The sequence below is a fragment of the Streptomyces sp. NPDC102360 genome (genome assembly GCF_044766085.1).
In the GTDB taxonomy this organism is placed as follows: domain Bacteria; phylum Actinomycetota; class Actinomycetes; order Streptomycetales; family Streptomycetaceae; genus Streptomyces.
On sequence record NZ_JBIWLG010000003.1, the window covers coordinates 313,170 to 336,346 of the forward strand.

Annotated in this window: 26 protein-coding genes; 16 read left to right on the top strand and 10 right to left on the bottom strand. The window is 71.3% G+C overall.

From position 1 onward, the window contains the following. Positions 1 to 56: 56 nt before the first annotated feature. From ACIRHA_RS15725 to ACIRHA_RS15750, 6 genes are all read right to left on the bottom strand, one after another. Positions 57 to 332, bottom strand: coding sequence for a hypothetical protein (locus tag ACIRHA_RS15725; RefSeq protein ID WP_403845190.1), 276 nt, complete (start codon positions 330 to 332; stop codon positions 57 to 59). Between the two features lie 11 nt (positions 333 to 343). Beyond that, positions 344 to 532 (bottom strand): ferredoxin, encoded by a 189-nt coding sequence (locus ACIRHA_RS15730; protein WP_403845192.1) that lies wholly within the window; start codon positions 530 to 532, stop codon positions 344 to 346. After that, positions 529 to 1,824 carry a cytochrome P450 gene (locus ACIRHA_RS15735; RefSeq protein ID WP_403845194.1) on the bottom strand — a complete coding sequence of 432 codons (1,296 nt, stop codon included), beginning with the start codon at positions 1,822 to 1,824 and terminating at the stop codon, positions 529 to 531. The genes ACIRHA_RS15730 and ACIRHA_RS15735 overlap by 4 nt, the downstream gene beginning before the upstream one ends. Before the next feature lie 136 nt (positions 1,825 to 1,960). Continuing rightward, positions 1,961 to 2,566: a carboxymuconolactone decarboxylase family protein gene (locus tag ACIRHA_RS15740; protein WP_403845197.1), complete on the bottom strand. Its 606-nt coding sequence runs from the start codon at positions 2,564 to 2,566 to the stop codon at positions 1,961 to 1,963. Further along, positions 2,563 to 3,432 carry an NAD(P)-dependent oxidoreductase gene (locus ACIRHA_RS15745; RefSeq protein WP_403845200.1) on the bottom strand — a complete coding sequence of 290 codons (870 nt, stop codon included), beginning with the start codon at positions 3,430 to 3,432 and terminating at the stop codon, positions 2,563 to 2,565. The genes ACIRHA_RS15740 and ACIRHA_RS15745 overlap by 4 nt, the downstream gene beginning before the upstream one ends. A gap of 2 nt (positions 3,433 to 3,434) precedes the next feature. Further along, a complete protein-coding gene (locus ACIRHA_RS15750) occupies positions 3,435 to 3,821 on the bottom strand; it encodes a carboxymuconolactone decarboxylase family protein (protein ID WP_403845203.1) in 387 nt (128 codons plus the stop codon). A gap of 228 nt (positions 3,822 to 4,049) precedes the next feature. On the opposite strand from ACIRHA_RS15750, the gene ACIRHA_RS15755 reads away from it, so the two are divergent. The 16 genes from ACIRHA_RS15755 to ACIRHA_RS15830 all read left to right on the top strand — a co-directional run bounded on the left by ACIRHA_RS15755 (position 4,050) and on the right by ACIRHA_RS15830 (position 19,815). Continuing rightward, positions 4,050 to 4,877: an NAD(P)-dependent oxidoreductase gene (locus ACIRHA_RS15755; RefSeq protein WP_403845205.1), complete on the top strand. Its 828-nt coding sequence runs from the start codon at positions 4,050 to 4,052 to the stop codon at positions 4,875 to 4,877. Positions 4,878 to 4,903: 26 nt separating this feature from the next. Further along, complete coding sequence (locus ACIRHA_RS15760; protein ID WP_403845208.1) at positions 4,904 to 5,764, top strand: mycofactocin-coupled SDR family oxidoreductase; 861 nt, start codon at positions 4,904 to 4,906, stop codon at positions 5,762 to 5,764. 61 nt (positions 5,765 to 5,825) lie between these two features. Beyond that, entirely contained in the window at positions 5,826 to 6,026 is a 201-nt protein-coding gene (locus ACIRHA_RS15765; RefSeq protein WP_403845211.1) for a ferredoxin, read from the top strand. A gap of 13 nt (positions 6,027 to 6,039) precedes the next feature. Then, a complete protein-coding gene (locus tag ACIRHA_RS15770; RefSeq protein ID WP_403845213.1) occupies positions 6,040 to 7,398 on the top strand; it encodes a cytochrome P450 in 1,359 nt (452 codons plus the stop codon). A gap of 54 nt (positions 7,399 to 7,452) precedes the next feature. Then, positions 7,453 to 9,117 carry a thiolase C-terminal domain-containing protein gene (locus ACIRHA_RS15775; protein ID WP_403845216.1) on the top strand — a complete coding sequence of 555 codons (1,665 nt, stop codon included), beginning with the start codon at positions 7,453 to 7,455 and terminating at the stop codon, positions 9,115 to 9,117. Beyond that, positions 9,114 to 10,058: an alpha/beta fold hydrolase gene (locus ACIRHA_RS15780; RefSeq protein ID WP_403845219.1), complete on the top strand. Its 945-nt coding sequence runs from the start codon at positions 9,114 to 9,116 to the stop codon at positions 10,056 to 10,058. Before ACIRHA_RS15775 ends, ACIRHA_RS15780 begins: the two co-directional genes overlap by 4 nt. After that, complete coding sequence (locus ACIRHA_RS15785) at positions 10,055 to 10,561, top strand: DoxX family protein (RefSeq protein WP_403845221.1); 507 nt, start codon at positions 10,055 to 10,057, stop codon at positions 10,559 to 10,561. Before ACIRHA_RS15780 ends, ACIRHA_RS15785 begins: the two co-directional genes overlap by 4 nt. Before the next feature lie 47 nt (positions 10,562 to 10,608). Continuing rightward, entirely contained in the window at positions 10,609 to 11,439 is an 831-nt protein-coding gene (locus tag ACIRHA_RS15790) for an NAD(P)-dependent oxidoreductase (RefSeq protein WP_403845224.1), read from the top strand. 6 nt (positions 11,440 to 11,445) lie between these two features. Beyond that, a complete protein-coding gene (locus ACIRHA_RS15795; RefSeq protein ID WP_403845227.1) occupies positions 11,446 to 12,741 on the top strand; it encodes an acyl-CoA dehydrogenase family protein in 1,296 nt (431 codons plus the stop codon). Continuing rightward, on the top strand, positions 12,738 to 13,763 hold the full coding sequence (locus ACIRHA_RS15800; RefSeq protein WP_403845230.1) for a phosphotransferase family protein: 1,026 nt from the start codon (positions 12,738 to 12,740) through the stop codon (positions 13,761 to 13,763). Before ACIRHA_RS15795 ends, ACIRHA_RS15800 begins: the two co-directional genes overlap by 4 nt. Then, positions 13,760 to 14,533 (top strand): enoyl-CoA hydratase-related protein, encoded by a 774-nt coding sequence (locus tag ACIRHA_RS15805; RefSeq protein ID WP_403845233.1) that lies wholly within the window; start codon positions 13,760 to 13,762, stop codon positions 14,531 to 14,533. Before ACIRHA_RS15800 ends, ACIRHA_RS15805 begins: the two co-directional genes overlap by 4 nt. A 4-nt stretch (positions 14,534 to 14,537) precedes the next feature. Beyond that, the gene (locus ACIRHA_RS15810) at positions 14,538 to 15,530 is read left to right on the top strand and encodes an NADPH:quinone oxidoreductase family protein (protein WP_403845236.1); all 993 of its coding nucleotides are present in this window, start codon (positions 14,538 to 14,540) and stop codon (positions 15,528 to 15,530) included. Further along, positions 15,527 to 16,294, top strand: coding sequence for an SDR family NAD(P)-dependent oxidoreductase (locus ACIRHA_RS15815; protein WP_403845238.1), 768 nt, complete (start codon positions 15,527 to 15,529; stop codon positions 16,292 to 16,294). Before ACIRHA_RS15810 ends, ACIRHA_RS15815 begins: the two co-directional genes overlap by 4 nt. Positions 16,295 to 16,337: 43 nt before the next feature. Further along, the gene (locus ACIRHA_RS15820; protein WP_403845241.1) at positions 16,338 to 17,798 is read left to right on the top strand and encodes an aldehyde dehydrogenase family protein; all 1,461 of its coding nucleotides are present in this window, start codon (positions 16,338 to 16,340) and stop codon (positions 17,796 to 17,798) included. Beyond that, positions 17,795 to 19,006: a CaiB/BaiF CoA transferase family protein gene (locus ACIRHA_RS15825; protein WP_403845244.1), complete on the top strand. Its 1,212-nt coding sequence runs from the start codon at positions 17,795 to 17,797 to the stop codon at positions 19,004 to 19,006. Before ACIRHA_RS15820 ends, ACIRHA_RS15825 begins: the two co-directional genes overlap by 4 nt. Further along, positions 19,003 to 19,815 carry an enoyl-CoA hydratase/isomerase family protein gene (locus tag ACIRHA_RS15830; RefSeq protein WP_403845247.1) on the top strand — a complete coding sequence of 271 codons (813 nt, stop codon included), beginning with the start codon at positions 19,003 to 19,005 and terminating at the stop codon, positions 19,813 to 19,815. Before ACIRHA_RS15825 ends, ACIRHA_RS15830 begins: the two co-directional genes overlap by 4 nt. On the opposite strand, the gene ACIRHA_RS15835 is transcribed toward ACIRHA_RS15830, so the two are convergent. Genes ACIRHA_RS15835 through ACIRHA_RS15850 form a run of 4 tightly spaced genes read right to left on the bottom strand, consistent with a single transcriptional unit; the run spans position 19,800 to position 23,128 of the window. Next, positions 19,800 to 20,561, bottom strand: coding sequence for an SDR family NAD(P)-dependent oxidoreductase (locus tag ACIRHA_RS15835; RefSeq protein WP_403845250.1), 762 nt, complete (start codon positions 20,559 to 20,561; stop codon positions 19,800 to 19,802). The genes ACIRHA_RS15830 and ACIRHA_RS15835 overlap by 16 nt on opposite strands. Before the next feature lie 19 nt (positions 20,562 to 20,580). After that, the gene (locus ACIRHA_RS15840; RefSeq protein WP_403845253.1) at positions 20,581 to 21,492 is read right to left on the bottom strand and encodes a PaaX family transcriptional regulator C-terminal domain-containing protein; all 912 of its coding nucleotides are present in this window, start codon (positions 21,490 to 21,492) and stop codon (positions 20,581 to 20,583) included. 20 nt (positions 21,493 to 21,512) lie between these two features. Continuing rightward, positions 21,513 to 21,842 (bottom strand): hypothetical protein, encoded by a 330-nt coding sequence (locus tag ACIRHA_RS15845; RefSeq protein ID WP_403845256.1) that lies wholly within the window; start codon positions 21,840 to 21,842, stop codon positions 21,513 to 21,515. Next, entirely contained in the window at positions 21,839 to 23,128 is a 1,290-nt protein-coding gene (locus tag ACIRHA_RS15850) for an aromatic ring-hydroxylating dioxygenase subunit alpha (protein WP_403845259.1), read from the bottom strand. Before ACIRHA_RS15850 ends, ACIRHA_RS15845 begins: the two co-directional genes overlap by 4 nt. Between the last annotated feature and the right edge of the window lie 49 nt (positions 23,129 to 23,177).

Below are 23,177 nucleotides of genomic sequence, written 5' to 3' on the forward strand. Positions count from 1 at the left end.
CGATTTCGGGACCGCTTCCGCCGGTCGGGTTCAGTGCCTGGTCCGAACGGCGGACTCTATGTGCGGTCCCCCGGATCGCACAGCACGAGGATCGCGCGGGCGACGAGTTCGCTGCCGCTGCCCAGTTGGTCGCTGTAGCGGGCGATGGTGTCGCGCACGGCGCCGGTGAAGGACGGGTCGGTGCCGCGCGGGCCGTTCGGCGCGGGCAGTTCGCGCACCATCGCCTGTCGGCGGCGCAGCAGTTCGATGATTTCCTCGTCCAGCTCCCGCAGCCGGCCGCAGGACGGAGTCCGGGCGTCGCCCGCGTACGCGGAGGCCATATCGATCGTCACAGCACATCCCCTCAGTGGACGGTGATGGCGCGCTCGGGGCAGGCCCGGGCCGCGACCCGTACGTCGTTCTCGTGCTCTGCGGGGATCTCCTCGGCGAGGACCACCGCGTATCCGTCGTCGCTCAGGTCGAAGACCTCGGGGCAGCTGGAGCAGCAGATGCCGTGCCCTCGGCAGCGGTCGTCGTCGACGGTGGCCCTCACCGGTCCGCCGCCTGCCCTGCCGGGGTGAACTCCAGGTGGAGGCGGGTGAGTCCGCGCAGGATGTACGTCGGTACGTAGTGGTAGCGGCGGGCGCCGGCCGGGCCGTGGTGTTCCTCGGAGATCCGGATGTCCTCGGTGCGGTCCAGGAGCCGCTCGATCGCCACCCGTGCCTCGGCGCGGGCCAGTGGCGCGCCGGGGCAGGTGTGCGGGCCGCGTCCGAAGGCCAGGTGGCGGCGGACGCCGGGGCGTTCGACGTCGAAGGTGTCGGGGTCTTCGAACCATGCGGGGTCGCGGTTGGCCGCCCCGTTGAGCACCATCACGGTGGTGCCCGCGGGCAGCTCGACGCCGCCGAGTTCGACCGGCACCTTGGAGAGCCGGAAGTCGCCCTTGACCGGGGACTCGATGCGCAGGCACTCCTCGACGAACGGGGCGATCAACTGCCGCTCGGCACGCAGCCGCTGTTGCAGCTCCCGGTCCTCGCCGAGGATCTTCAGTGCGGTGCTGAGCAGCCGTACGGTGGTCTCCTGACCCGCGGCGAACAGGTTGGCCGCGACCCGGACGGCCGCGTCGACCTCGGGCAGCGTCCCGTCGGGGAACGTGGCCGTGGCCAGGCCGGTCAGCACGTCGGAGCGGGGCTCGCGGCGGCGCTCCTCGATGTAGCGGGCGAACCGTCCATAGAGGAACTCCAGTGGGGTGTGGCCGAGTTCCTCCTGCTCGGTGCTGCCGATGGCGCCGCGGCCGCGCGGGCGGCCCTGCAGTTCCTCGGCGAATTCCGCCCGGTCCTCCTCGGGCACGCCGAGCAGGTCGGCGATGACCAGGAGGGTGAAGGGGCCGGCGAACTCGCTGATGAACTCGGCCCTACCGGGGGCGAGGAATTCCTCGATCATGCCGTCGGCGAGCCGCCACATCGCCTCTTCGTTCTCCTTGAGGCGCTTGGGCGTGATCAGCCGCATCAGCAGCGAGCGGTGGTCGGTGTGCACCGGCGGGTCCAGCGTGGGCAGTTGATCGCTCATGGGCAGCTCGTCGCGGTGCCGCTCGATGAGCCCGGAGACGTCGTCGCCCTCCAGGGGCACGGGGAAGCCGGGGAACGGGCCGGTCACGGCGGTGCACGCGGAAAAGCGCTCCGTGTCGTTGTAGACCTCGACGGCCTCGTCGTACCCGGTGATCAGCACGACGTCGTGGTGCTTCTCGCGCCGCACGGGACACTGTCCTCGCACGGCCTCGAAGTACGGATACGGATCGGCCACGACCTCTTCGTCCCGGAAGAAGTCGACCTCCTCCAAGTCTCTCACGCTGGCGCCCCTTTCAGGTGCATGGTGCATCGAGCCCTGCCGTGCCGTGCCGTACATGCGCATGTGCCGCCCGAACGATATCAACCATCTCAATTCACGAGAAGACCGTTTCCACCACCGGGTCCACCGTGCGGCGTCACGCCTTGAGGTCGTCGTCGAGTGCCACGTCGAAGGTCCTGAACACCATGGCGATCGTGTCGTACGCGCCGACGCTGAACACCACGTCCATCAGCTGCCGCTCGTCGAGGTCCTTCGCGAGCCCCCGCCAGGTGGCGTCGGCGATCCGCGCGTCGCCGATCAGTTCGTCCACGGCCCGCAGCAGGAACTGCTCCTCGTCGCTCCAGCCGTCGGCCTCGGGCCCCGCACCGACCCGTTCGATCTCCTCGTCCGTCATGCCGGCCTCGTGCCGGGCGATCCACATGTGCTGCCGCCATTCGTACGTGGCGTCGCGCAGCGCGCTGATCCGCAGGATCAGCAGTTCGCGCTGACGGATGGTGAGGGTGGTGGCGAAGAGGAGGTGGCCGTTGAAGACGTTGAAGGCACGGGTCAGTTCGGGGTAGTGGGCCAGTACGCCGAGGGCGTTGAGGCCCTTGGGGCGTTCGGCCCCCTTCTCGGGGACCGGGTGCCGGGGCACCGGAGGGGTGAGGGCGGCCAGCGCCTCGTGCATCTGCGGCGGCCACTGGCGGACCGGCAGTGGTTCGATGCGGGGGCCGGTCGGGCCGGCCTCGGGTGTCGTGGTCATGCTTCGCCCCTCCTGGTGGCCTCGACGTACGGGTACACGCGGGTGAAGTCGGCACCCGGTTCGGCCTCGGCGAACCGGCGCCACAACGCACCGATGAGCGCGCCGACCTCACCGGGACCGCCCTGTTCGGCCACGGCCCCCAGATACAGCTCCACGTCCTTGGCCATCAGCGAGTTGGCGAACCCCGAGTCGTAGCTGCCGGTGAGGATGTGGTGGGGAAACTTGTCCTCGGTGGCGCCGCTGCGCCCACTGGACGCGTTCAGTACGTCCATCAGCACCGCCGGGTCGAGGCCCGCCGCGCGACCGAAGGCGAGCGCCTCGCTGGTGGCGGCCAGCGCCGTCGCGGACAGGAAGTTGTTGGCGAGCTTCGCGGCCTGCGCCAGTCCCGGCCGCTCCCCCACCCTGCGGCGCCGCTCGCTCAGGTCGGCGAGCACGGGCTCGATCGCGGCGCAGACCGCGTCGGGGGCGGCGTACATGATGGTGAGGGTGCGGGAGCGGGCTCCGGCGACACCGCCGGAGACGGGGGCGTCGGCGTGCCCGATGCCGTGCTCGGCCAGCAGTTCGGCAACCCGCCGGGCGGCGCTGACGCCGACGGTGGAGGTGTCCACCACGTGGGCCGTACGGCGCCCGGCCGTGTCGGTGATCTCACGTGCGACCTTCTCGCTGGCGTGCCCGTCGGGCAGCGAGAGCACCAACACCGCCGATCCGCGCGCGACTTCGGCCACGTCCTTGCTGCCGGTGGCACCGGCCGGGGTGCGCTCGGGGCCCGCGCTGTCGTACGCGAGGACTTCGTGGCCACGCTCCACGAGGTTCGCTGCGAGCGCGCCACCCATGTTGCCGAGCCCGACGAAACCGATCGTCGCCATCGTCAGGCCTCGTTAGCGGAGGAGTTCGCGACTTCGGTCAGGCAGCGGAGGGCCGCGTTCCCCGCCGGTACACCGCAGTACGCGGCGATCTGGAAGGGCAGTTCGTCGATCTCCTGGCGCGTGACACCCGCGCGCGGTGCGGCGGTGGCATGGGTGCGGAACTCCTCCATGCGCCCGAGCGCGGCGGTCATGGCGAGGACCAGCAGGCTGCGGTCGCGCGTGCTGAGCGCGCCTGCGCGGGCCCACACGCCCCACGCCGTCTCGGTGATGTAGTCCTGGAACTCGGCGCCGGCGGGCCGCTGGTCACGGACGGCGGCGTCGACGTACGCGTCACCGAGCACGGCCCTGCGCATGGCGCGGGCGTCCTTCGGCGGCTCGGGGATGGCCACGGTGCCTCCTGGTACGGAGAGTTGGCGCAAGTCGTGTTTCCTGTAGGCGAGAATATGGTTCTCCGAATTCCCGCGCAACAGGACCGCACCCGCCGGGCGTTGACCAGAAAGTCGCAGCCGACACCTTCCGCACGCCCATGACCGAGATTACAGTTCTCGCGAAACGGAAGGGGTGTTCTTGCGATGTACGGATCACCCGGGCCACCTGGACCACCGGCTGGACCACCTGTGAAGCGGATCGGGTTCGCCGGTGCGGGGCGCATGGGGCTGCCCATGGTGCGCCGCCTCGTGGCGGCCGGATACGAGGTGTGCGCCGTGGGCCGCACGCCCGAGCGCCGCGCCGCGCTGACCGAGGACGGCGTACGGGCCGTCGACCGTGTCGAGGACGCGGCCGAGCACGCCGACGCGTTCGTGGTGTGCGTCTTCACCGACCGGCAGGTACGGGAGGTGTGCTTCGGTGGCGGGCTGCTCGGCGCGCTGCCGCCCGGCGCCGTGCTCGTCGTGCACACCACGGCGAGCCCGCACACGGTCCGGGACCTCGCCGAGCGGGGTGTCGAGGTACTGGACGCGCCGGTCAGCGGCGGCCCGCACGACATCGCGGCGGGCCGGCTCACCGTCTTCGTGGGCGGCGAGGACGCCACCGTGGAGCGGCTGCGCCCGATGCTCGCCGCGTACGCGGACCCGGTGCTCGCGGTCGGCCCGGTGGGGGCGGGGCAGAGCGTGAAGCTGGTCAACAACGCGCTGTTCACCGCCCAGTTGGGGATGGTGGCGGAGGCGGCGCGGCTCGGGCGGCAGCTCGGAGTGGACGAGCGGACTCTGCTGTCGGCCCTGACTCACGGGAGCGCCGCGAGCAGGGCGCTCGCCGGTGCGGCGTCGCGCGGGTCGGCGGAGCGGTTCATCGGCGACGTAAGAGAGTTCGTGGACAAGGACCTGGCCGTCGTCCGACGGATCGCGGACGGGGTGGGAGTGCGGCTCGGGGCGCTGCGAGCGGCCCACGCCGCCCTGGAGCCGCAGCACACGGAGCCCGGCATCACTCCGTCCGGCATCACTACGTAGCGACGAAGACGACAAGGGGAAGCGGCATGGGGCGAGTCGAGGGCAAGGTCGCGTTCATCACCGGCGCGGGGCGCGGGCAGGGCCGCAGTCACGCGGTGCGGCTCGCGGAGGAGGGCGCCGATGTCGTCGCGATCGATCTGTGTCGCGACTACGAGACGGTCGACTATCCGATGGCCACGCCGGAGGACCTGAAGGAGACGGCGCGGCTCGTGGAGAAGGCGGGCAGCAAGGCGCTGCCCATCCAGGCCGACGTGCGCAGCATGGACGCCATGCGGGACGCGGTGGACCGTACAGTGGCCGAGTTCGGCGGCGTCGACATCGTCGTGGCGCAGGCCGGTATCGCGCCGCTGCACGGCAATCCGCCGCTTCAGGCCTGGTCCGACGCGGTGGACGTCGACCTGATCGGCTCGATCAACGCCATCCAGGCCTGCCTGCCGCACCTGCGCGGCGGCGCCTCCGTGATCGCCACCGCCTCCACGGCCGCCCTGATGGAGGTCGGTATCGTCGACAGCCCGGGGTCCAATCCGGGCGGCGCAGGCTACGCGTACGCGAAGCGCGCCCTGGCCGAGTACATGCACGAACTGGCCCGCAATCTCGCCCCGTTGAAGCAGCGCGCCAATGTCGTGCACCCCACCAACTGCAATACGCAGATGTTGCAGAGCGAGCCGATGTACAAGTCGTTCCGCCCGGACCTGGAGCACCCGACCCGCGAGGACGCGGAGCCCGGATTCGCCGTCCAGCAGGCCATGCCCATCCCGTACGTGGAGCCGATCGACATCAGCAACGCGGTCCTCTTCCTCGCCTCGGACGAGGCCCGCTACATCACCGGCGTCCAGCTGCGCGTGGACGCGGGCGGCTATCTCAAGTGGTACGACTGGCGCCGCTGACGCATCGTCACCACCGGTTGCCCCCACCGGCTGTCACCACCGGTTCGAGAAAGGTGTGTTCATGAAGGTCAGTGTCGACCAGGACCGCTGCCAGGGTCACACCCTCTGCGCCATGATCGCGCCGAAGGTGTTCCAGCTCAGCGAGATCGACGGGCACTCGTCGCCGGTCGCCGAGGAAGTGCCCGCCGGGGAGGAGGAGGCCGCGCAGGAGGCGGTGCGCTCCTGCCCCGAGCGGGCCATATCCGTCACCCGGACGACGTGAACGAAGGAGCACCGTGACCACGGACGACGAGGCGGCCCGCAAGAGCCGCCGGTACGAGTTCGACCGGCACGCCCCGGACTACCGGGAGCGGTTCGTCGACATCACCGAGGAGATGCAGGGCCGCTGCCCGCTGGCCTGGACCGACACCCACGGCGGGCACTTCGTGGCGGCGGGGCACCAGACGGTCTTCGACATCGCGCGCTCGGCCGACAAGCTCTCCAACGACCACGACGTGAACGGCGAACGCCGCGGCTACCGCGGGATCACCATCCCGCCGCCACCGCCCGACCAGGGTTTCCGCGGCGGTTTCCTGGAGATGGACCCGCCGGAGCAGCGCTACTACCGGCAGGCGCTGAACCCGTATCTGTCGCCGGCCGCGGTGCAGCGCTGGATCCCGTTCCTCGACGAGCTGATCCGGGCCTGTCTGGACGAGCGGATCGAGTCGGGGCGCATCGACTTCGTGGAGGACCTCGCCAATCCGGTGCCCGCGGTGTTCACCCTCGCCATGATGGGGATCCCGCTGAAGAACTGGCAGATCTACAACGAGCCCGCCCACGCCGGCGTCTATACGCCGCCGGACTCCCCCGACCGGCCGCGCGTGCGCGAGCTGCACATGACGATGATGCGGGACATCTTCGAGCAGATGGCCGCGATCCGCGCCAACCCGCGCCCGGGCCTGGTGAACGCGGTCCTCACCGCCGACCTCGGAGGCGCGAAACCGTCCGACATGGACCTGCTCGGTGTGCTCGCGCTGCTGATCGGCGGCGGCTTCGACACGACGACGGCGCTCACCGGCCGTTCGGTGGAGTGGCTCTCGCAGCACCCCAAGGAGCGCGAGCGGCTCAACCGGGAACGCGACACGCTGCTCGACTCGGCCACCGAGGAGTTCCTGCGCTTCTTCACCCCGGCGGTCGGCGACGGCCGCACCGTCTCCGTGGACTGCGAGATGGCGGGCCAGGAGTTCAAGGAGGGCGACCGGCTCTGGCTGTCCTGGGCGATGGCCAACCGCGACCCCTCCGTGTTCCCGGACCCGAACAACGTGGACATGGAACGCAAGGGCAACCGCCACCAGGCGTTCGGCCTCGGCATCCACCGCTGCATCGGCTCCAACGTGGCGCGCGTCGTCTTCAAGCGGATGATCACGCACGTCCTCGACCGGATGCCGGACTACGTGTGCGAGGCGGAGGGGACGGTGCACTACGACTCCGTCGGCATCATCAACGGCATGCGGCACCTGCCCGCGACGTTCACGCCGGGACCCCGGCTCGGCCCCGGGCTCGACGAGACCCTGGACAGGCTCCAGAAGGCCTGCGACGAGCAGGACCTGGCCGCTCCGGTGACCGCGCGCGGCGAGCGGGCTGACATCCGCTGAAGCGGGCCGACATCCGCTGACCGCTCTCGGTCCCCGATTCGTGGAGGAGCCCCTGTGGCCCGGCGTTCCCTGCCCCTGCTCACCGATGACACCGCGTTCTTCTGGACGTCCGGTGCGGACGGCCTGCTCCGCTTCCAGCGGTGCGCGGACTGCTCCGCGCTGAACCATCCGCCGCTGCCGGTGTGCCGCCGCTGCCGCGGTCACGAACTGACCGTCACCGAGGTCGCGGGCACGGCCACGCTGGTCTCCTTCACAGTCAACGATCGGTTTCCCGCGCCCGGTCTCGAGCCGCCGTACGTGGTGGCGCGGGTGGCCGTGGACGAGGATCCGCGGGTCCGGCTCACTACCAATGTCGTGGGCTGTGAGGCGTCCGAACTGCGGCTCGGTATGCGTCTGGAGGCCGTCTTCGAGCAGGTCGAGGACGTGTGGCTGCCGCTGTTCCGGCCGTGCGCCGAGCAGCCGGACCCGCTGCCCGCATTGCCACCGGACGATCCGGGCCCCGAGCGGATCAAGACGCTGATCCGGCCGCCGGTGAGCACCGGGCGCTTCGAGCACCGGGCGGCGCTGACCGGCACCGGCGCCTCCCGCATCGGCCGCCGCCTCGGTGTCCCGCCGCTCGCGCTGGCCGTCGAGGCCTGCGAGAAGGCCGTCGCCGACGCGGGGCTCACCCTCGACGACATCGACGGCCTGGCCACGTACCCGGGTTCCGGGATCTCCGCGGGCATGGGCGAGGGCGGTGTCACCACCGTGGAGTGCGCGCTCGGCATCCGGCCGACGTGGCACAACGGCGGCATGGACACGTTCGGCCCGGCCGGCTCGGTGATCGCCGCGATGCTCGCGGTCGCGGGCGGACTGGCCCGGCACGTGCTGTGCTTCCGTACCGTTTGGGAGTCCACACACACCCAGCAGATGCGCGAAGGGCTGCGGGCCGTGCCACGCCAGGACCGGGTCACGGACGGATCGCAGTGGGTCGCCCCGTTCGGCGCGAGCGCCGCCGCGATCCACCTCGCGCAGAACGCGCAGCGCCACTTCCACACGTACGGCACGACCCGCGAGACGCTCGGCTGGATAGCCCTCAACCAGCGTGCGAACGCCGCACTCAACCCCGAGGCGATCTACCGCTCCCCGCTCACCATGGACGACTATCTGTCGGCCCGCCCGATCACGAGCCCCTTCGGCCTGTACGACTGCGATGTGCCGTGCGACGCGTCGATCGCGGTCGTGGTGTCCGCCGTCGACGCGGCACGGGATCTGCCGAAGCCGCCGGTCCTCGTCGAGGCGGTCGGCACACAGCTCGTCGAGCGCCTGGAGTGGGACCAGACCACGTCGACGCACGAGCCGCAGGTGCTCGGGCAGGCGGCGCACCTGTGGACCCGCACCGATCTGCGGCCGGACGACGTGGACGTGGCGCTGCTGTACGACGGCTTCACCGTCAACTGCCTTTCCTGGATAGAGGCGTTGGGCTTCTGCGGGATCGGTGAGGCGAAGGACTTCCTGGACGGTGGCAAGAACATCGCCCGCGACGGCGTGCTCCCCGTCAACCCGCACGGCGGTCAGCTCTCGCACGGCCGCACCCACGGCATGGGCCTGGTCCGCGAGGCGATCACCCAGTTGCGCGGCGAGGGCGGTGCCCGGCAGATCGCCGGCGCCCGGACGGCCGTGGTCAGCACCGGAGGCCTCACCCCGAGCGGGGTCATGCTGCTGCGAGCGGCCGGATGACGGCGCCGGTGCCCGGCCGTCTGCAAGCGGCCTGCAACCCGGCATCCGCGCCGAGCGTGCACACCAAGACGGTCCGGGTGGACGGCTTCCCGCTGTCCGCGCGCGTGTGCTCGGCCCCTGCACCCCGCGCGGTCGTCTTCGCGCTGCACGGCGGTGGCACCACCTCGCTGTACTTCGACTGCCCGGGGCGGCCGGAGTTCTCGCTGCTGCGCACGGGGGCGCGGCTCGGCTACGCGGTCGTCGCGATGGACCGTCCCGGCTACGGCATCTCCGCGCCCTACGCGGAGCGCTACCGCGACCCGCAGCGCCGCCTGGACACGACGTACGCGGCGATGGAGCGATTCCTGGACCAACTGCCGGGCCGCCCAGCCGTGTTCGTGGCCGCGCACTCGGCGGGCTGCGAACTGGCGATGCGGATGGCGGCGGACCCGCGCGGACGCCATCTGCTCGGGATGGAGATCGCTGGCACGGGGCTGCGGCACCAGCCGGCCACCATCCGCGCCCTCGAGGCGGCGGGGGTGACGCGGCGAAGGTACGGCCGACGCCCGGCCGGAACCCGCGAGACGCTGTGGGGTCCGGCCGAGCTGTACGCCGAGGACGTGTGGAACACCCCGTACATCGCCTCGGACTCCCCCGCTTACGAAGGGCCCTCGCGGGTGTGGGTGGAACGCGACTTCGCCCGCCTCGCGGCCGAGGTGCGCATCCCGGTGCAGTTCAGCCTCGGCGACCACGAGCGGGTGTGGGAATCGGGGCCCGCCGCCCTCGCCGAGATCACCGGTCTGTTCACCGCCGCGCCTCGCGTCCGTGCCAATGAACAGGCGGGCAGCGGACACAACTTGAGCCTGGGCCTCGCCGCGCTCAGCTATCACCTGCGGGTGCTGGCGTTCGCGGAGGAGTGCGTCGTGCAGCGCGGGCATGGAGAGAAGGGTGAGGCCGCATGAGCGGGGCCGAGGCGTTCGCCGTACTACTGCTGCGGTTCGTGATCGGGGCGACGATGGCCGTGCACGGGCTCAACCACTGGCGCGGCGGCGGGCGCATCGCGGGCACGGCGGGCTGGTTCGAGAGCCTGGGGCTGCGCAATGGGCGGCTGCAGGCGTGGGCGAGCGTGGTGACGGAGATCGGCGCGGGTGTGCTTCTCGCCGCCGGGCTCCTGACGCCGCTGGCCTGTGCGGCGGTCATCTCCGTGATGCTCGTCGCGGGCCTGCTCGCGCATCGCGCCAACGGGTTCTTCGTCATGAAGGACGGCTACGAGTACGTGCTGGTGCTCGGGGTGGGCTGTCTGGCGTTGGCCGTGATCGGCGCGGGCCCCTGGTCCCTCGACGCGGCGTTCGGCATCGAGGTGACCGGCTGGGCGGGCGGGGGTGTGGCGCTCGGTGTCGGGGTGCTGGCGACGGCCGGGCTCATGGCCACGTTCTGGCGGCCCGCGCCGTCCGAGAAGGCTTGACCATGTCTCGCGTTGAAGGCTTGACCATGTCTCGCGTTGGAGGACTTGTGACACACACCGGTTTCATCGGCCTGGGCAGCCAGGGCGCCCCCATGGCCCAGCGCATCCTGGACGCCGGACTCCCCCTGACCCTGTGGGCGCGCCGCCCCGAATCCCTTGAACCCTTCGCCGGAACGAAGGCCGAAGTGGCCGCCACCCCGGCCGAGTTGGCGGCGGCCTGCGACGTGGTCGGCGTGTGCGTGGTGGGCGACGCCGACGTGGAGGAGGTCGTCCTCGGCGAGTCGGGCGTGCTCGCGGGCCTGCGCCCAGGCGCCGTGCTGGCGGTGCACAGCACCGTCCACCCCGACACCTGCCGCCGCCTGGGCGCACGGGCCGCCGTGCGCGGGGTGCAGGTCGTGGACGCGCCGGTGAGTGGGGGCGGACCGGCCGCCGCGGAAGGGAAGTTGCTCGTGATGGCGGGCGGCGAGGAGGAGGCCGTGGAGCGCTGCCGCCCGGTCTTCGCGACGTACGGCGATCCGATCGTGCACCTCGGTCCGCTGGGAGCCGGGCAGGTCACCAAGCTGCTCAACAACACACTGTTCACGGCCACGTTCGGGATCGCCGCGAGCGCGCTCACGCTGGGGCAGCGGCTGGGTGTCGAGCCGGAGCGGTTCGCCGAGGTGGCCGGGCACGGCAGCGCCGCCAGCTTCGCGCTCGGCCGGCTCGCGGCTTCGGGCTGCGATCCGACGCGCATGGGCGCGGTCGCGGGCGGGCTGCTGGGCAAGGACGTACGGCTGATGGGGTCGCTCGTCGGCAGTTCCGGGGCGGAAGCGGTGCTCGACCAGGCCCGCATCGCTCTCGACCGCATGGGCGCGCCGCTCACCACGGACAAGGAGTAGTCACCCATGGGATGGGACTTCGAGACGGACCCCGAATTCCAGCAGCTGCTCGACTGGGCCGACACCTTCGTACGCGAGGAGGTCGAACCCCTCGATCTGGCCTTCCCCGGGCAACAGTTCACCCCGCCGGGACCCGAGCTCCGCAAGATCGTCACGCCTCTGAAGGACGAGGTGCGCCGCCACCGTCTGTGGGCCGCCCACCTGGGGCCCGAACTCGGCGGCGAGGGCTACGGACAGCTCGGGCTCGCCCTGCTCAACGAGATCCTGGGCCGCTCCGAGTGGGCGCCGGTCGTCTTCGGCTGCCAGGCACCGGACACCGGCAACGCCGAGATCATCGCCCACTACGGCACGGAGGACCAGAAGGCCAAGTATCTGCGCCCGCTGCTCGACGGCGAGGTGTTCTCCTGCTACTCGATGACCGAACCGCAGGCGGGCGCCGACCCGGCCCTCTTCGAGACACGTGCGGTCCCCGACGATGCCGGCGGCTGGGTCATCGACGGCTGGAAGTTCTTCTCCTCCAACGCCCGCACCGCCGCGTTCTTCATCGTCATGGCGGTGACCGACCCGGAGGCGGGACCGTACAAGGGCATGTCGATGTTCCTGGTCCCGGCCGACACACCGGGCATCCGCATCGAACGCGACGTCGGCCTGGGTGACGAGCCGCTGGGCGAGGGCGCCCACGCGCTCATCCACTACGACGGGGTGCGGGTCGGTGCCGATGCCCTGCTCGGCGGTCCCGGTCAGGCCTTCACCATCGCCCAGACCCGGCTCGGCGGCGGCCGCGTGCACCACGCCATGCGCACCATCGGCCACGCGCAGAAGGCCCTGGACATGATGTGCGAGCGCGCGCTGAGCCGCCGCACACGCGACGGGGTGCTGGCGGACAAGCAGTTCGTGCAGGGCTACATCGCCGACTCGTACGCCCAGCTCACCCAGTTCCGGCTGTTCGTGCTGTACGTCGCCTGGTCGATCGACAAGCACAACGACTACAGGAAAGTCCGGAAGGACATCGCCGCCGTGAAGGTCGTCATGCCGCAGGTGCTGCACGACATCGCGCAACGCGCGGCCCAGGTGCATGGGGCGCTGGGAATGAGCAACGAGATGCCGTTCCAGAAGATGCTGCTGGGCGCGGGGGTGATGGGCATGGCGGACGGCCCCACCGAGGTCCACAGAGTCACCGTCGCCCGTCAGGTGCTGCGCGGGCACCGGGCCACGGACGGGCTGTGGCCGACCGGCCATCTGCCCACGCGCCGGGAGGCGGCCGTCGCCAAGTACGCGCCCGAGGAGGACCGGAACCTGTGATCGACATCGAACGCCTCACGACCTGGCTCGACGGCCTCGACCTGCCTGGCAAGGGCGAACCGCTCACCCACTCCTTCGTCTCCGGCGGCACCCAGAACGAGATCTACGAGATCCGTCGCGGCCCCCTGCACTGCGCGCTGCGCATCCCGCCGCCCACCGCGCCGGCCTCCCGCGACCGGGGCATCCACCGCGAGTGGCGGATCATCGAGGCGCTCGCGGGCACGGATGTGCCGCACACTCCGGCGGTCGCCGTGTGCACGGACCCGTCGGTCCTCGGCCGCACCTTCTACCTCATGGGGTTCGTGGACGGCTGGTCCCCGATGAACCTGACGGACAGGAAGTGGCCGGAGCCGTTCGCCACCGACGCCGGAGCCCGGCGCGGGCTCGCCGAGCAACTCACGGACGGCATCGCGCTGTTGTCGAAGGTCGACTGGCGGGCGAAGGGCCTCTCCGACCTCGGCCGCCCAGACGGCTTCCACCAGCGGCAGGTGGACCGCTGGACGTCGTTCCTGGAGCGCGTCAGGACCCGGGACATCCCCGGGCTCGACGAGGCCTCGGCCTGGCTGCGCGCCCACAAGCCGCTGGACTACACACCGGGCCTGATGCACGGCGACTACCAGTTCGCCAACGTGATGTTCCGGCACGGCGCGCCCGCCCGGCTCGCGGCGATCGTCGACTGGGAGATGGGCACGGTCGGCGATCCCAAGCTCGACCTCGCGTGGATGCTGCACAGCTGGCCCGAGGACACCGCGGCGCCGGAGGCCGCGACGTCCGGGTACGTGGACCTCACCGGGATGCCGTCGCGGGACCGACTACTCGTCCGATACAGCGAGTTGTCGGGGCGTCAGGTCGACGATTTCGACTACTACGCCGTGCTGGCGAAGTGGAAGCTCGCGATCGTCCTCGAACAGGGCTACCAGCGGGCCGGCGACGACCCGAAGCTCCAGGCGTACGGGCCGATGATCCTGAGGCTGATGCGCGAGGCGGCGGACCTCGCGGGGACGTCGGGGTACCGGGGATGAGCGACGTACTGATACGGGAGCGCTCCGGGAACGTACTGGTGGCCCGGCTCAACCGGCCCGAGGCGCGCAACGCCCTGACCCCTGAACTGATGGGCGCCCTGGGTGGGGCCCTGCTCGAGGCCGAAGCCGACCCCGACATCCGGGTGGTCGTCCTCACCGGCTCCGGCGACCGGGTGTTCTGCCCCGGTATGGACCTGCGGGCATTCTCCAAGGGGACGCGGATGGGGCTCGGCGACGATCCGGGGCGCGCCGCCTACCAACGTTTCCTCGACGGCGGGGTCACCATCCCCGTGGTGGGCGCCGCCAACGGCAGCGCGCTCGGCGGCGGCATGGAACTGCTGCTCGCCTGCGACATGGTGGTGGCCTCACAGACCGCGAAGTTCGGCTTCCCGGAGGTCAAGCGCGGACTGTTCCCGGCCGGCGGCGGGACGGCGCTCGGCACCCGGATCCCGTTGGCGCACGCACTGGAGCTGGTGCTGACGGGAGACGCGGTGGACGCCGACCGGGCACGCGAGATCGGCCTCGTGAACACCGTGACCGACGCCGACCAAGTACTCCCGCACGCACTGGAGTTGGCGGGGCGCATCGCGGCGAACGCGCCACTGGGCCTCGCCGCCGCCAAGGAACTGGTGCGCACCACGCTCACCGATCCGGGCCGTGCCGCCGACCGCCGGCGGGAACTCCAGCGCTCCGTCTTCGCCAGCGAGGACGCGAAGGAGGGCGCGACGGCGTTCATGGAGAAGCGCGCCCCCGTGTGGCGGGGGTGCTGAGGCGGTGAAGGCGGCGCAGTGCACGGCGTACGGGCCTCCGGAGGTCGTCCGTGTCACCGACGTGCCCGCGCCCGCCCTCACGGCGGGACAGGTGCGGGTGCGGGTCGGCGCGGCGGCCGTCAACTACCCGGACGTGCTCCTGGTCGCCGGGCAGTACCAGCTGCCGGTGGAGCCGCCGTTCGTGCCGGGCAGCGAGTTCGCGGGGGTCGTCGAGGCCGTCGCGGACGATGTGTCCGGTGTTCGGGTCGGGGACCGGGTGTGCGGGACGGCGATGGTCGGGGCGTTCGCCGAGCAGGCGGTGGCGTCGGCGCGGTCGGTGACCCCGGTGCCGGCCGGCGTGGACCTCGCGGTGGCGGCGGCGTTCGGCGTGGCGCACCGCACCGCGTATCACGCGCTGCACACGGTGGCCGGGATCGCGTCGGGCCAGGAGCTTGTGGTGCTTGGCGCGGGTGGCGGAGTGGGCCTGGCCGCCGTGCAGTTGGGGGTGCTCGCCGGGGCGCGGGTCACGGCGGTGGCCTCGTCGCCGCGGAAGCTGGAGGCGGCGAAGGCGCAGGGCGCGACGGTGCTGATCGACCACCGCGAGGGCGGGTTGCGAGCCGCACTCAAGGAGGTGCTGCCCGCCGGGGCGGACGTGGTGCTCGATCCGGTGGGCGGGACGCTGGCCGAGCCGGCGCTGCGGTCGGTGCGCTGGGGCGGCCGGTTCGTCAGCATCGGCTTCGCGGGCGGCATCCCCCGCCTCCCGCTCAACCTGGTCCTCCTCAAGGGAGTTCAGGTGACGGGCTTCCAACTCCGTGACCTGGCACAGCACTTGCCCGAGGCGTTCGAGGCGAGCGAGGAGCGGCTGCGCGCACTGTTCGCGGCGGGCACCGTACGCCCGCACATCGGCGCCGAGTTCGCCCTCGCGGACACGGCGGCGGCGCTGCGCCGCGTGGCGGACGGAGAGGCGATCGGGAAGGTCGTCGTACGCGTCACCGACGAAGGGAACACACGGCAGTGAACACGCTGGCCGCACTCCACGACCTGACCGGCAAGGTGGCCGTCGTCACCGGCGGCTCGCGCGGCATCGGCCGCGCCGTCGCCGGGGCCCTCGCCGAGGCGGGCGCCGACGTGGTGATCGCCTCCCGCAAGCTCGACGCCTGCGAGACGGCGGCCGCCGAGATCGCCAAGGGGTACGGGCGGCGCGCCGAGGCGGTCGCCTTCCACGCCGGGCGCTGGGACGACTGCGACCGCCTCGTCGGCGAGACCCTCGACCGGTTGGGGCGCCTCGACGTACTGGTCAACAACGCGGGCATGTCGCCGCCGTACACGGACCTGACCGACATCAGCGAGGAGCTGTACGACAAGACCCTCGCGGTGAACCTGAAGGGTCCCTTCCGGCTGGCCGTGCTCGCCGCGACGCACATGGCGGAGCACGACGGCGGCTCGGTCGTCAACGTCGGCACGGCCGGTTCGCTGACCGCCAGCACCCGCGAACTCCCCTACGCCTGCGCCAAGGCGGGCCTCAACGCGCTCACCGTCGGCCTCGCGGAGGCGTACGCGCCGAAGGTGCGCGTCAACGCGATCCTGCCGGGCCCCTTCGCGACCGACCTGTCGCGCGGCTGGGCGCCCGAGGACCCCGACGAGGCGCCGTTCGTGCCGCTCGGACGGATGGGCCGCCCCGGGGAGGTGGCTCCGCTGGCCGTGCACCTGGCGTCGGCGGCATCGAGTTTCACCACCGGCGCGATCATCCGCGTCGACGGCGGCATCACCCGCAAGGTCTGACACCCCCGCACCCCGACACATCAATGCAGGAGGCGTACCGCAGATGACCGACAAAGCCCCCGACCGGCGGCTGCTGATAGACGGCCGGCTCTCCGGCACCGCGACCACCTTCGCCTCTGTCAATCCCGCCACCGGCGCCGTCGTGGGTCACGCCCCCGACGCGGGCCCGGCGGAGGCGGAGGCCGCGATCGCCGCCGCCCGCCGCGCCTTCGACACCACGTCGTGGGCCACGGACCGGGACTTCCGCGCCCGCTGCCTCGATCAGCTGCACCGAGCCCTCGTGGACCACGAAGAGGAGCTGCGGGCCCTGACGATCGCCGAGGTCGGCGCCCCGCACCAGCTCACGTCGGGCGCCCAGCTGGAGGAGCCGATCGGCGTCGTGCGCTGGTACGCGGACCTGCTGCCGACGTACGAGTTCGGCAGGGACCTCGGTGTGCACGAGTCCCGCGGCACGCGGCACCGCCGCTGGGTGGAGAAGGAGGCAGCCGGGGTGGTCGCGGCGATCATCCCGTACAACTACCCGAACCAGATCGCCCTGGCGAAGATCACCCCTGCTCTGGCCGCAGGGTGCACGGTCGTGTTGAAAGGCGCCCCCGACACACCCCTCGTCACCCTCGCCCTCGGCGAGCTGATCGCCGAGCACACCGACATCCCGCCGGGCGTCGTCAACATCCTCTCGTCGTCCGGTGCGGCGGCCGGGGAGCTGATGACCACGCACAAGGACGTCGACGTCGTCACGTTCACCGGCTCGACCGCGACCGGGCGCCGGATCATGGCGGCGGCCTCCGACACGGTCAAGCGGGTCTTCCTGGAGCTGGGCGGCAAGTCCGCGATGGTGCTGCTCGACGACGCGGACCTGCGGGCGGCGTCGATGATGGCGGCGTTCATGTCCTGCAGCCACGCCGGGCAGGGCTGCGCCATCTGCACCCGCCTCCTGGTCCCGCGCGCGCGGCACGACGAGATCGTCGAGATGGTCGCCCAGGGCCTGGCCCACATCCCGGTCGGCGACCCGGCCGACCCCGCCACGTACATGGGTCCGCTCATCAGCGAGCGGCAGCGCGACAAGGTGGACGCGATGGTCCAGCGGGCCGTCGCCGACGGGGCGAAGCTGGTGTGCGGCGGCGAGCGGATGCCTGGCCCCGGCTTCTTCTACAAGCCGACGCTGCTCACCGGGGTCGACCCCGACAGCGAGATCGCGCAGGAGGAGGTCTTCGGCCCGGTCCTCTCCGTCATCCCGTACGAGGACGAAGCAGAGGCCGTCCGGATCGCCAACAACTCCGCGTACGGGCTGTCGGGCGCCGTCTTCTCCGCGTCCGACGAGCGGGCGGTGGGCGTGGCGCGGCGCATCCGCTCCGGCACGTTCAGCATCAACGGAGGCAGTTACTTCGCCCCCGACAGCCCCTTCGGCGGCTACAAGCAGTCGGGGGTCGGCCGCGAGTACGGGCTCGAAGGGCTCGCGGAATTCCTGGAGACCAAGACGTTCGGAGCGGCGGTGCCGGCATGAAGCCTCTTGAGGGAATCAGGGTCATCGAGGTCGCGATGTACGGCTTCGTGCCCTCGGGCGGCGCCGTGCTCGCCGACTGGGGCGCGGACGTCATCAAGATCGAGCACGCGGTGAACGGGGACCCGCAGCGCGGCCTGCGCCGCACCGGCGCGTTCGTCATCGAGGAGGGCGAGCCGAACCCGAACATCGAGCACGCCAACCGCGGCAAGCGCAGCCTCGGACTCGACATCTCGAAACCGGAAGGTCTTGAGGTGCTGCGGGAACTGGTCGCGGGCGCCGATGTGTTCCTCACCAGTTTCCTGCCGCGGGCACGACAGAAGCTCGGTATCGAGCCCGAGGACATCCGCGCGATCAAGCCGGACATCGTCTACGCCCGCGGCAGCGCGTTCGGCCCACAGGGCCCGGAGTCCGGCAAGGGCGGCTACGACATGACGGCGTTCTGGGCACGCTCGTCGGCCGCCGCGAGCATCTCCCCGGAAGGCCTCGACGGCATCCTGCCGCTGCCCGTGCCCGCGTACGGGGACACGATCTCCGGGACGAACCTCGCGGGCGGGATCGCGGCCGCGCTCGTCAAGCGGGAGCGTACGGGCGAGGGCTCCGTGGTGGACGTGTCGCTGCTCGGCAGCGGGGTGTGGGCGATGGGGCACGGCATCGCGCTGGCGCGGGCGAAGAAGCGGCCGTGGGTGATGGCGATGCCCGGCGGCCCGAACGGCATGGCCAACCCGCTCAGCGGCATCTACCGCACATCCGACGACCGGCATCTGTCCCTGGTGATGCTGCAGCCGCAGAAGTACTGGGCCGACGTGTGCCGGCACATCGACCGCCCCGACCTGGCCGACGACCCGCGCTTCGCGACCGCGGAGCTGATCGCCGAGCACGCCGAGGAGGGCGTCGCGCTGCTCCGCGAGGTCATCGCGACGCGTCCGCTCGCCGAGTGGGCCGAACGCTTCGTCACCCTGTCCGGACCGTGGGCCCCCGTCCAGGACTCGGTCCAGGTCGGCGATGACGTCCAGGTGCGCGCCAACAAGTACGTGACCCGCGCCGGTGACCTCGAACTGGCCGCGAGCCCCGTCCAGTTCGAGGCCGAACCGCTCGACCACCTCGACCCCGCCCCCGAGTTCGCCGCCCACACCGAGCAGATCCTGCTGGAACTCGGCATGGACTGGGAACGCATCCTCGCGCTGAAGGAGGCGGGAGCGGTCACATGAACAGGCGCGGTCACGTGAACGGCGGTGCCGAGAAGGACGACCTGGGCACCACCGGGCTCCGCCTCGACCGGGACGGCGTCATCGCCTGGTGTCACATCGACCGCCCCGAGGCACGCAACGCGCTGACTCCCGCCATGTACTTCGGCATCAAGCGCGCGGTACGTCTCGTCAACGCCGACCCTGACCTGGCCGCACTCATCATCACGGGCACGGACGATGTCTTCGCACCCGGAGGTGACTTGGGCGGCCGTGCGCAGCCGGGCGACGCGGACGTGTCCGCACTCGGCCACGACATCCTCCCCTTCACCGCCGTCCGGGAGTCGCGCGCCCCGGTGATCGCGGCGGTGAACGGGATCTGTCAGGCGGGCGGACTGCTCATCGCGATGATGGCGGACATCGCGGTGGTCAGTGACCGGGCGACGTTCCGGGTGCCCGAGCTGCTGCGCGGCATCCCGGACGCGACGTTCGCGGCGGCGCTGCCCGCGCATGTGGGGGTGGCGGCGGCCCGCGACCTGCTGTTGTCGGCGCGCCGCTTCGACGCGGCGGAGGCGCTACGGCTCGGCCTGGTCTCGCGGGTCGTCCCGCACGAGGAGCTACGGGAGGCGGCCTTGGCGGCGGCCGCCGAGGTCCTGCGGACGCCCCCGATGGCGCGGATGCACGTCAAGCGGATGCTCAACGAGCGGTACGGGGTCATCGACCACCAGACGATGTTCTGGGCGCTGGAGGAGTCGCCCGAGCCCCGGGAGGGGATGCGGGCGTTCATGGAGAAGCGCCGGCCCGACTGGGTGCCGGATCAGGGGACCACGTAGCCGCCGTCGACCGGCAGCGCCACGCCCGTCACGAACGAGGAGGCGTCGCTCGCCAGGAACAGCACGGCGGCGGCGAGTTCCGCGGGCAGCCCCCAGCGGTGCATGGGCTGCGCCTTCATGACGGAGTCGGGCGGCGGCTCGGGGCTCTCGGTGTCGGCGCCCGCGAGCCCCGTCCACGTCATGCCGGGGCAGACGGCGTTCACGCGGATGCCCTGTGTCGCGTAGTCGAGGGCGGCGGACTTGGTCATCTGCACGACTCCGCCCTTGGCCGCCGCGTAGACGGAGTGCTTCTTCCAGCCGACGAGCGCGGCGGACGAGGCGGTGTTCACGACCGAGCCACCACCGGAACGCAGCATGGCGGCGATGCCGTATTTCATGCCGAGGAAGACGCCCTTGAGATTGACGGCGATGACGTCGTCGAAGGTGGCCTCGTCCTGCTCGGCGAGGGGTTTGCGGGGGCCGCCGAACCCTGCGTTGTTGAACAGCACGTCGAGCCGCCCGTAGCGTTCCTCCGCGGCGCCGATCATGTGCTCCACGTCGGCGGCGACCGAGACATCGGCGTGCACGGCGAGGGCGACGTCTTCCCCGATTTCCTTGGCCACTGCGGCCTGTTCGCCGCTGCGGTCGGCGCAGACGACCCTGGCGCCGTGCTCGGCGAAGAGCAGGGCGGTCGCCCGGCCGATGCCCGATCCGGCGCCGGTGACGACGGCGACCTTCCCGGCGAGACTCCCTGCGGCACTGGTCATGTCGTGCGCCTCCTTGAGCTCAGTCCTGTCCCGATGGCCCGGTGGTGCGATGGTTCGCCTCGTCCGCGAGGGCCGGCTCGTGCTCGGCGACGACCTGCCGCACGCGGACCTCGGCGAGCGGTCCCAACGCGTCGTAGACCTGCGCGAACAGGGTGCGGGCCGCGTGTCCCGGCCAGTCGGCGGGCAGCAGGTCCGCGGGCAGCTCCGGGTCGGTGCTGACCATCTGCAGCCACTCCTCCTTGACCTTGATCCGGGCGGCCAGCGCCTCCGCCGAACCCACCTGCCCGGCCGCCGTGCGCTCCGCCAACTCGGTGTGTCGCGCGAGGAATTCGGCGTACGCGGCGCCGATGGCGTCCAGGTCCCAGGCGGCCAGCGGGTCGCCTTCGCCCTGGCTGTGGGTGAGCGTGGAGCGCAGCACGGTGGCGCTGCGCACGCCGACGCTGCGCAGGAGTTCGGCGGTCTGCACGTGGTCGGCGCGCGGCGACATCCACACGCCGTCGTACACGGCGGCGTAGCCGAGGAAGCGCAGGCGCCGGCGGATGATGTGGCGCAGGTCGCGCTGTTCGTCGGGGACGGAGAAGATCACGGTGGTCCAGAGCCCGTCCCAGGGCCGGCCGGGGGTGCCGAACTCCATCACGCGCCGTTGTGTCTGTTCCAGTACGCGGGCCGTGACCGGCGTCATCCGGTAGTACGTGCGGCGCCCCCGCTTCTCCGCTTCCAGGACACCTCGGCGGGCGAGCCGCCCGATGGCCGCGCGGGCACTGACCGGTGTGCTGCCGAAGTCGGCGAGCAGGGCCACCAGGGCGGCGGACGGCAGCGGTTCAGCGGTCGCGGACCAGTGGTCGGTGAACAGGCCGAGGACGAGGTGCTGCGGGTTGGCACCGGTCTGGGACCTCGGCAGGTCGACATCGGCGAGAATCTGCGCGTTCATCGGCGTGAGCGTACGTGGCCTCACACCGCGGGTTCGACGAGGGTGTCGAAGTGCGCGGCGCCGGCGTCGGGGATGCTCGGCTGCTCGAACACGTTCACCGCGTACGAGACGAGGATCATCGAGAACAGCAGCCGCAGCAGCCGCAGTTCGGGCTCGGGAAGGTCGTCGATGTCGAGGGGGTCGAGATGGGCGATGGCGGCCTCGGCGCGCGGTGCGATGGCGTCGTAGAACGCACCGAGTTCCGTCATGTCCTTGCTCAGGCGCATGTCGTAGCGCTCCTGCCTGGTGGGCAGCGCCCAGTCGGCGACGTACGGTTCGAGCGCGCGGAAGCCCTCGGGAAGCATGGTCATCGTGTCTCCTCGTGGGCGGCGACGGTGTCGCGGACGGTCTTGTGGAAGTGCCGGATGAGGAGTTCCTGGTCGCTGAGGTGGAACTCGCGGTTGGCGCGGGACTTGAGGCCGGAGTGGGTGGCCTCGATGGTGTTCACGTCCTGCATGGCGAACTCGATGGTGCTGTCGACGACGAGTTCCTGCGCGAGCCGCTGCTGGGCGTTCTCGGGCGGCACGAAGTAGAGGTCGATGTCGTAGGTGTGCGAGTCGACGCTCTCGGGCCAGTACGTGTACGTGACGTAGAAGCCGCGGGCCCAGATCTGCACGGAGAGGTTGGGGAAGAGCCAGAACTGGTCGTTGCCCCAGGAGCGGATGTTCCCCTTGTTGAGGAACTCGGGGAGCGGACCGAGCTCGGGCACGTCGTCGGGGCCGAACAGTCCGGCGCGGAACAGCCGGTACACCCACTTCTGGTCGCCCTGGGCCGGCCCGAGCACGCCCGGCTCACGCGGGGGCAGCGGCGGCGGCCCCGGCACCGAGGTGAGCATGTGCGGGGTGAACAGGTCGTAGTGGTAGGAGTCGACGGGTGGCACCATCTTCTCGGCCTTGGAGACGTCCTTGTCGATGAAGCGGGCGTGCACGTACGGCGGGTGGTACCACTCGCACACCGAGTCGACGGCGAGCTTCCAGTTGCCCTTGATGTGCGCGCGGAAGCCATGGCGCCGTGTCATCTTCTCGAAGGGGTACTGCTCCAGCTCGAGGAGACGGTCACCGAGGTAGCTGCGCAGCGGCACCGGGTCCTCGGCCAGGTTGACGAACACGAACCCGGCGAACTCCTCGCAGTGCACCGGCGGCATCCGCAGCCGCTTCTTGTCGAGGTCGAAGAACTCCTGCTCGTTCGTGACGTGGCTGACCTGTCCGTCGAGCCCGTAGCGCCAGCCGTGGTACTTGCAGTGGAACTGCCGGCACAGGCCGGCGCTCTCTTCCTGCGGGTGCTCCTGCCACACGACCTTGTTGCCCCGGTGCGCGCAGACGTTGTGGAAGGCGTGCACCTGGCCGTCGGTACCGCGGGTCACCACGATCGAGGCGAGGCTGCCCGGCAGTTCGCGCGTGAAGTACGCGCCACGGCGGGCCAGTTGCTCGGCGCGACCCACGTAGAGCCAGGACCGCTGGAAGATCGCGGCGCGCTCGGCCTCGAAGAACTCGGGCGAGACGCAGTCCTCGTAGGAGACGGGTCCGGTGCCGAGCTCCGGGTAACCGGGCGTGAACTTCCCTTTCCCGGTGGCCAGTCGTTCCTGAAGTTCCGTCATGGAGCGCTTCCTCTCGGTCACTTGTGCCGATCGCTCGCTGTCACACCCC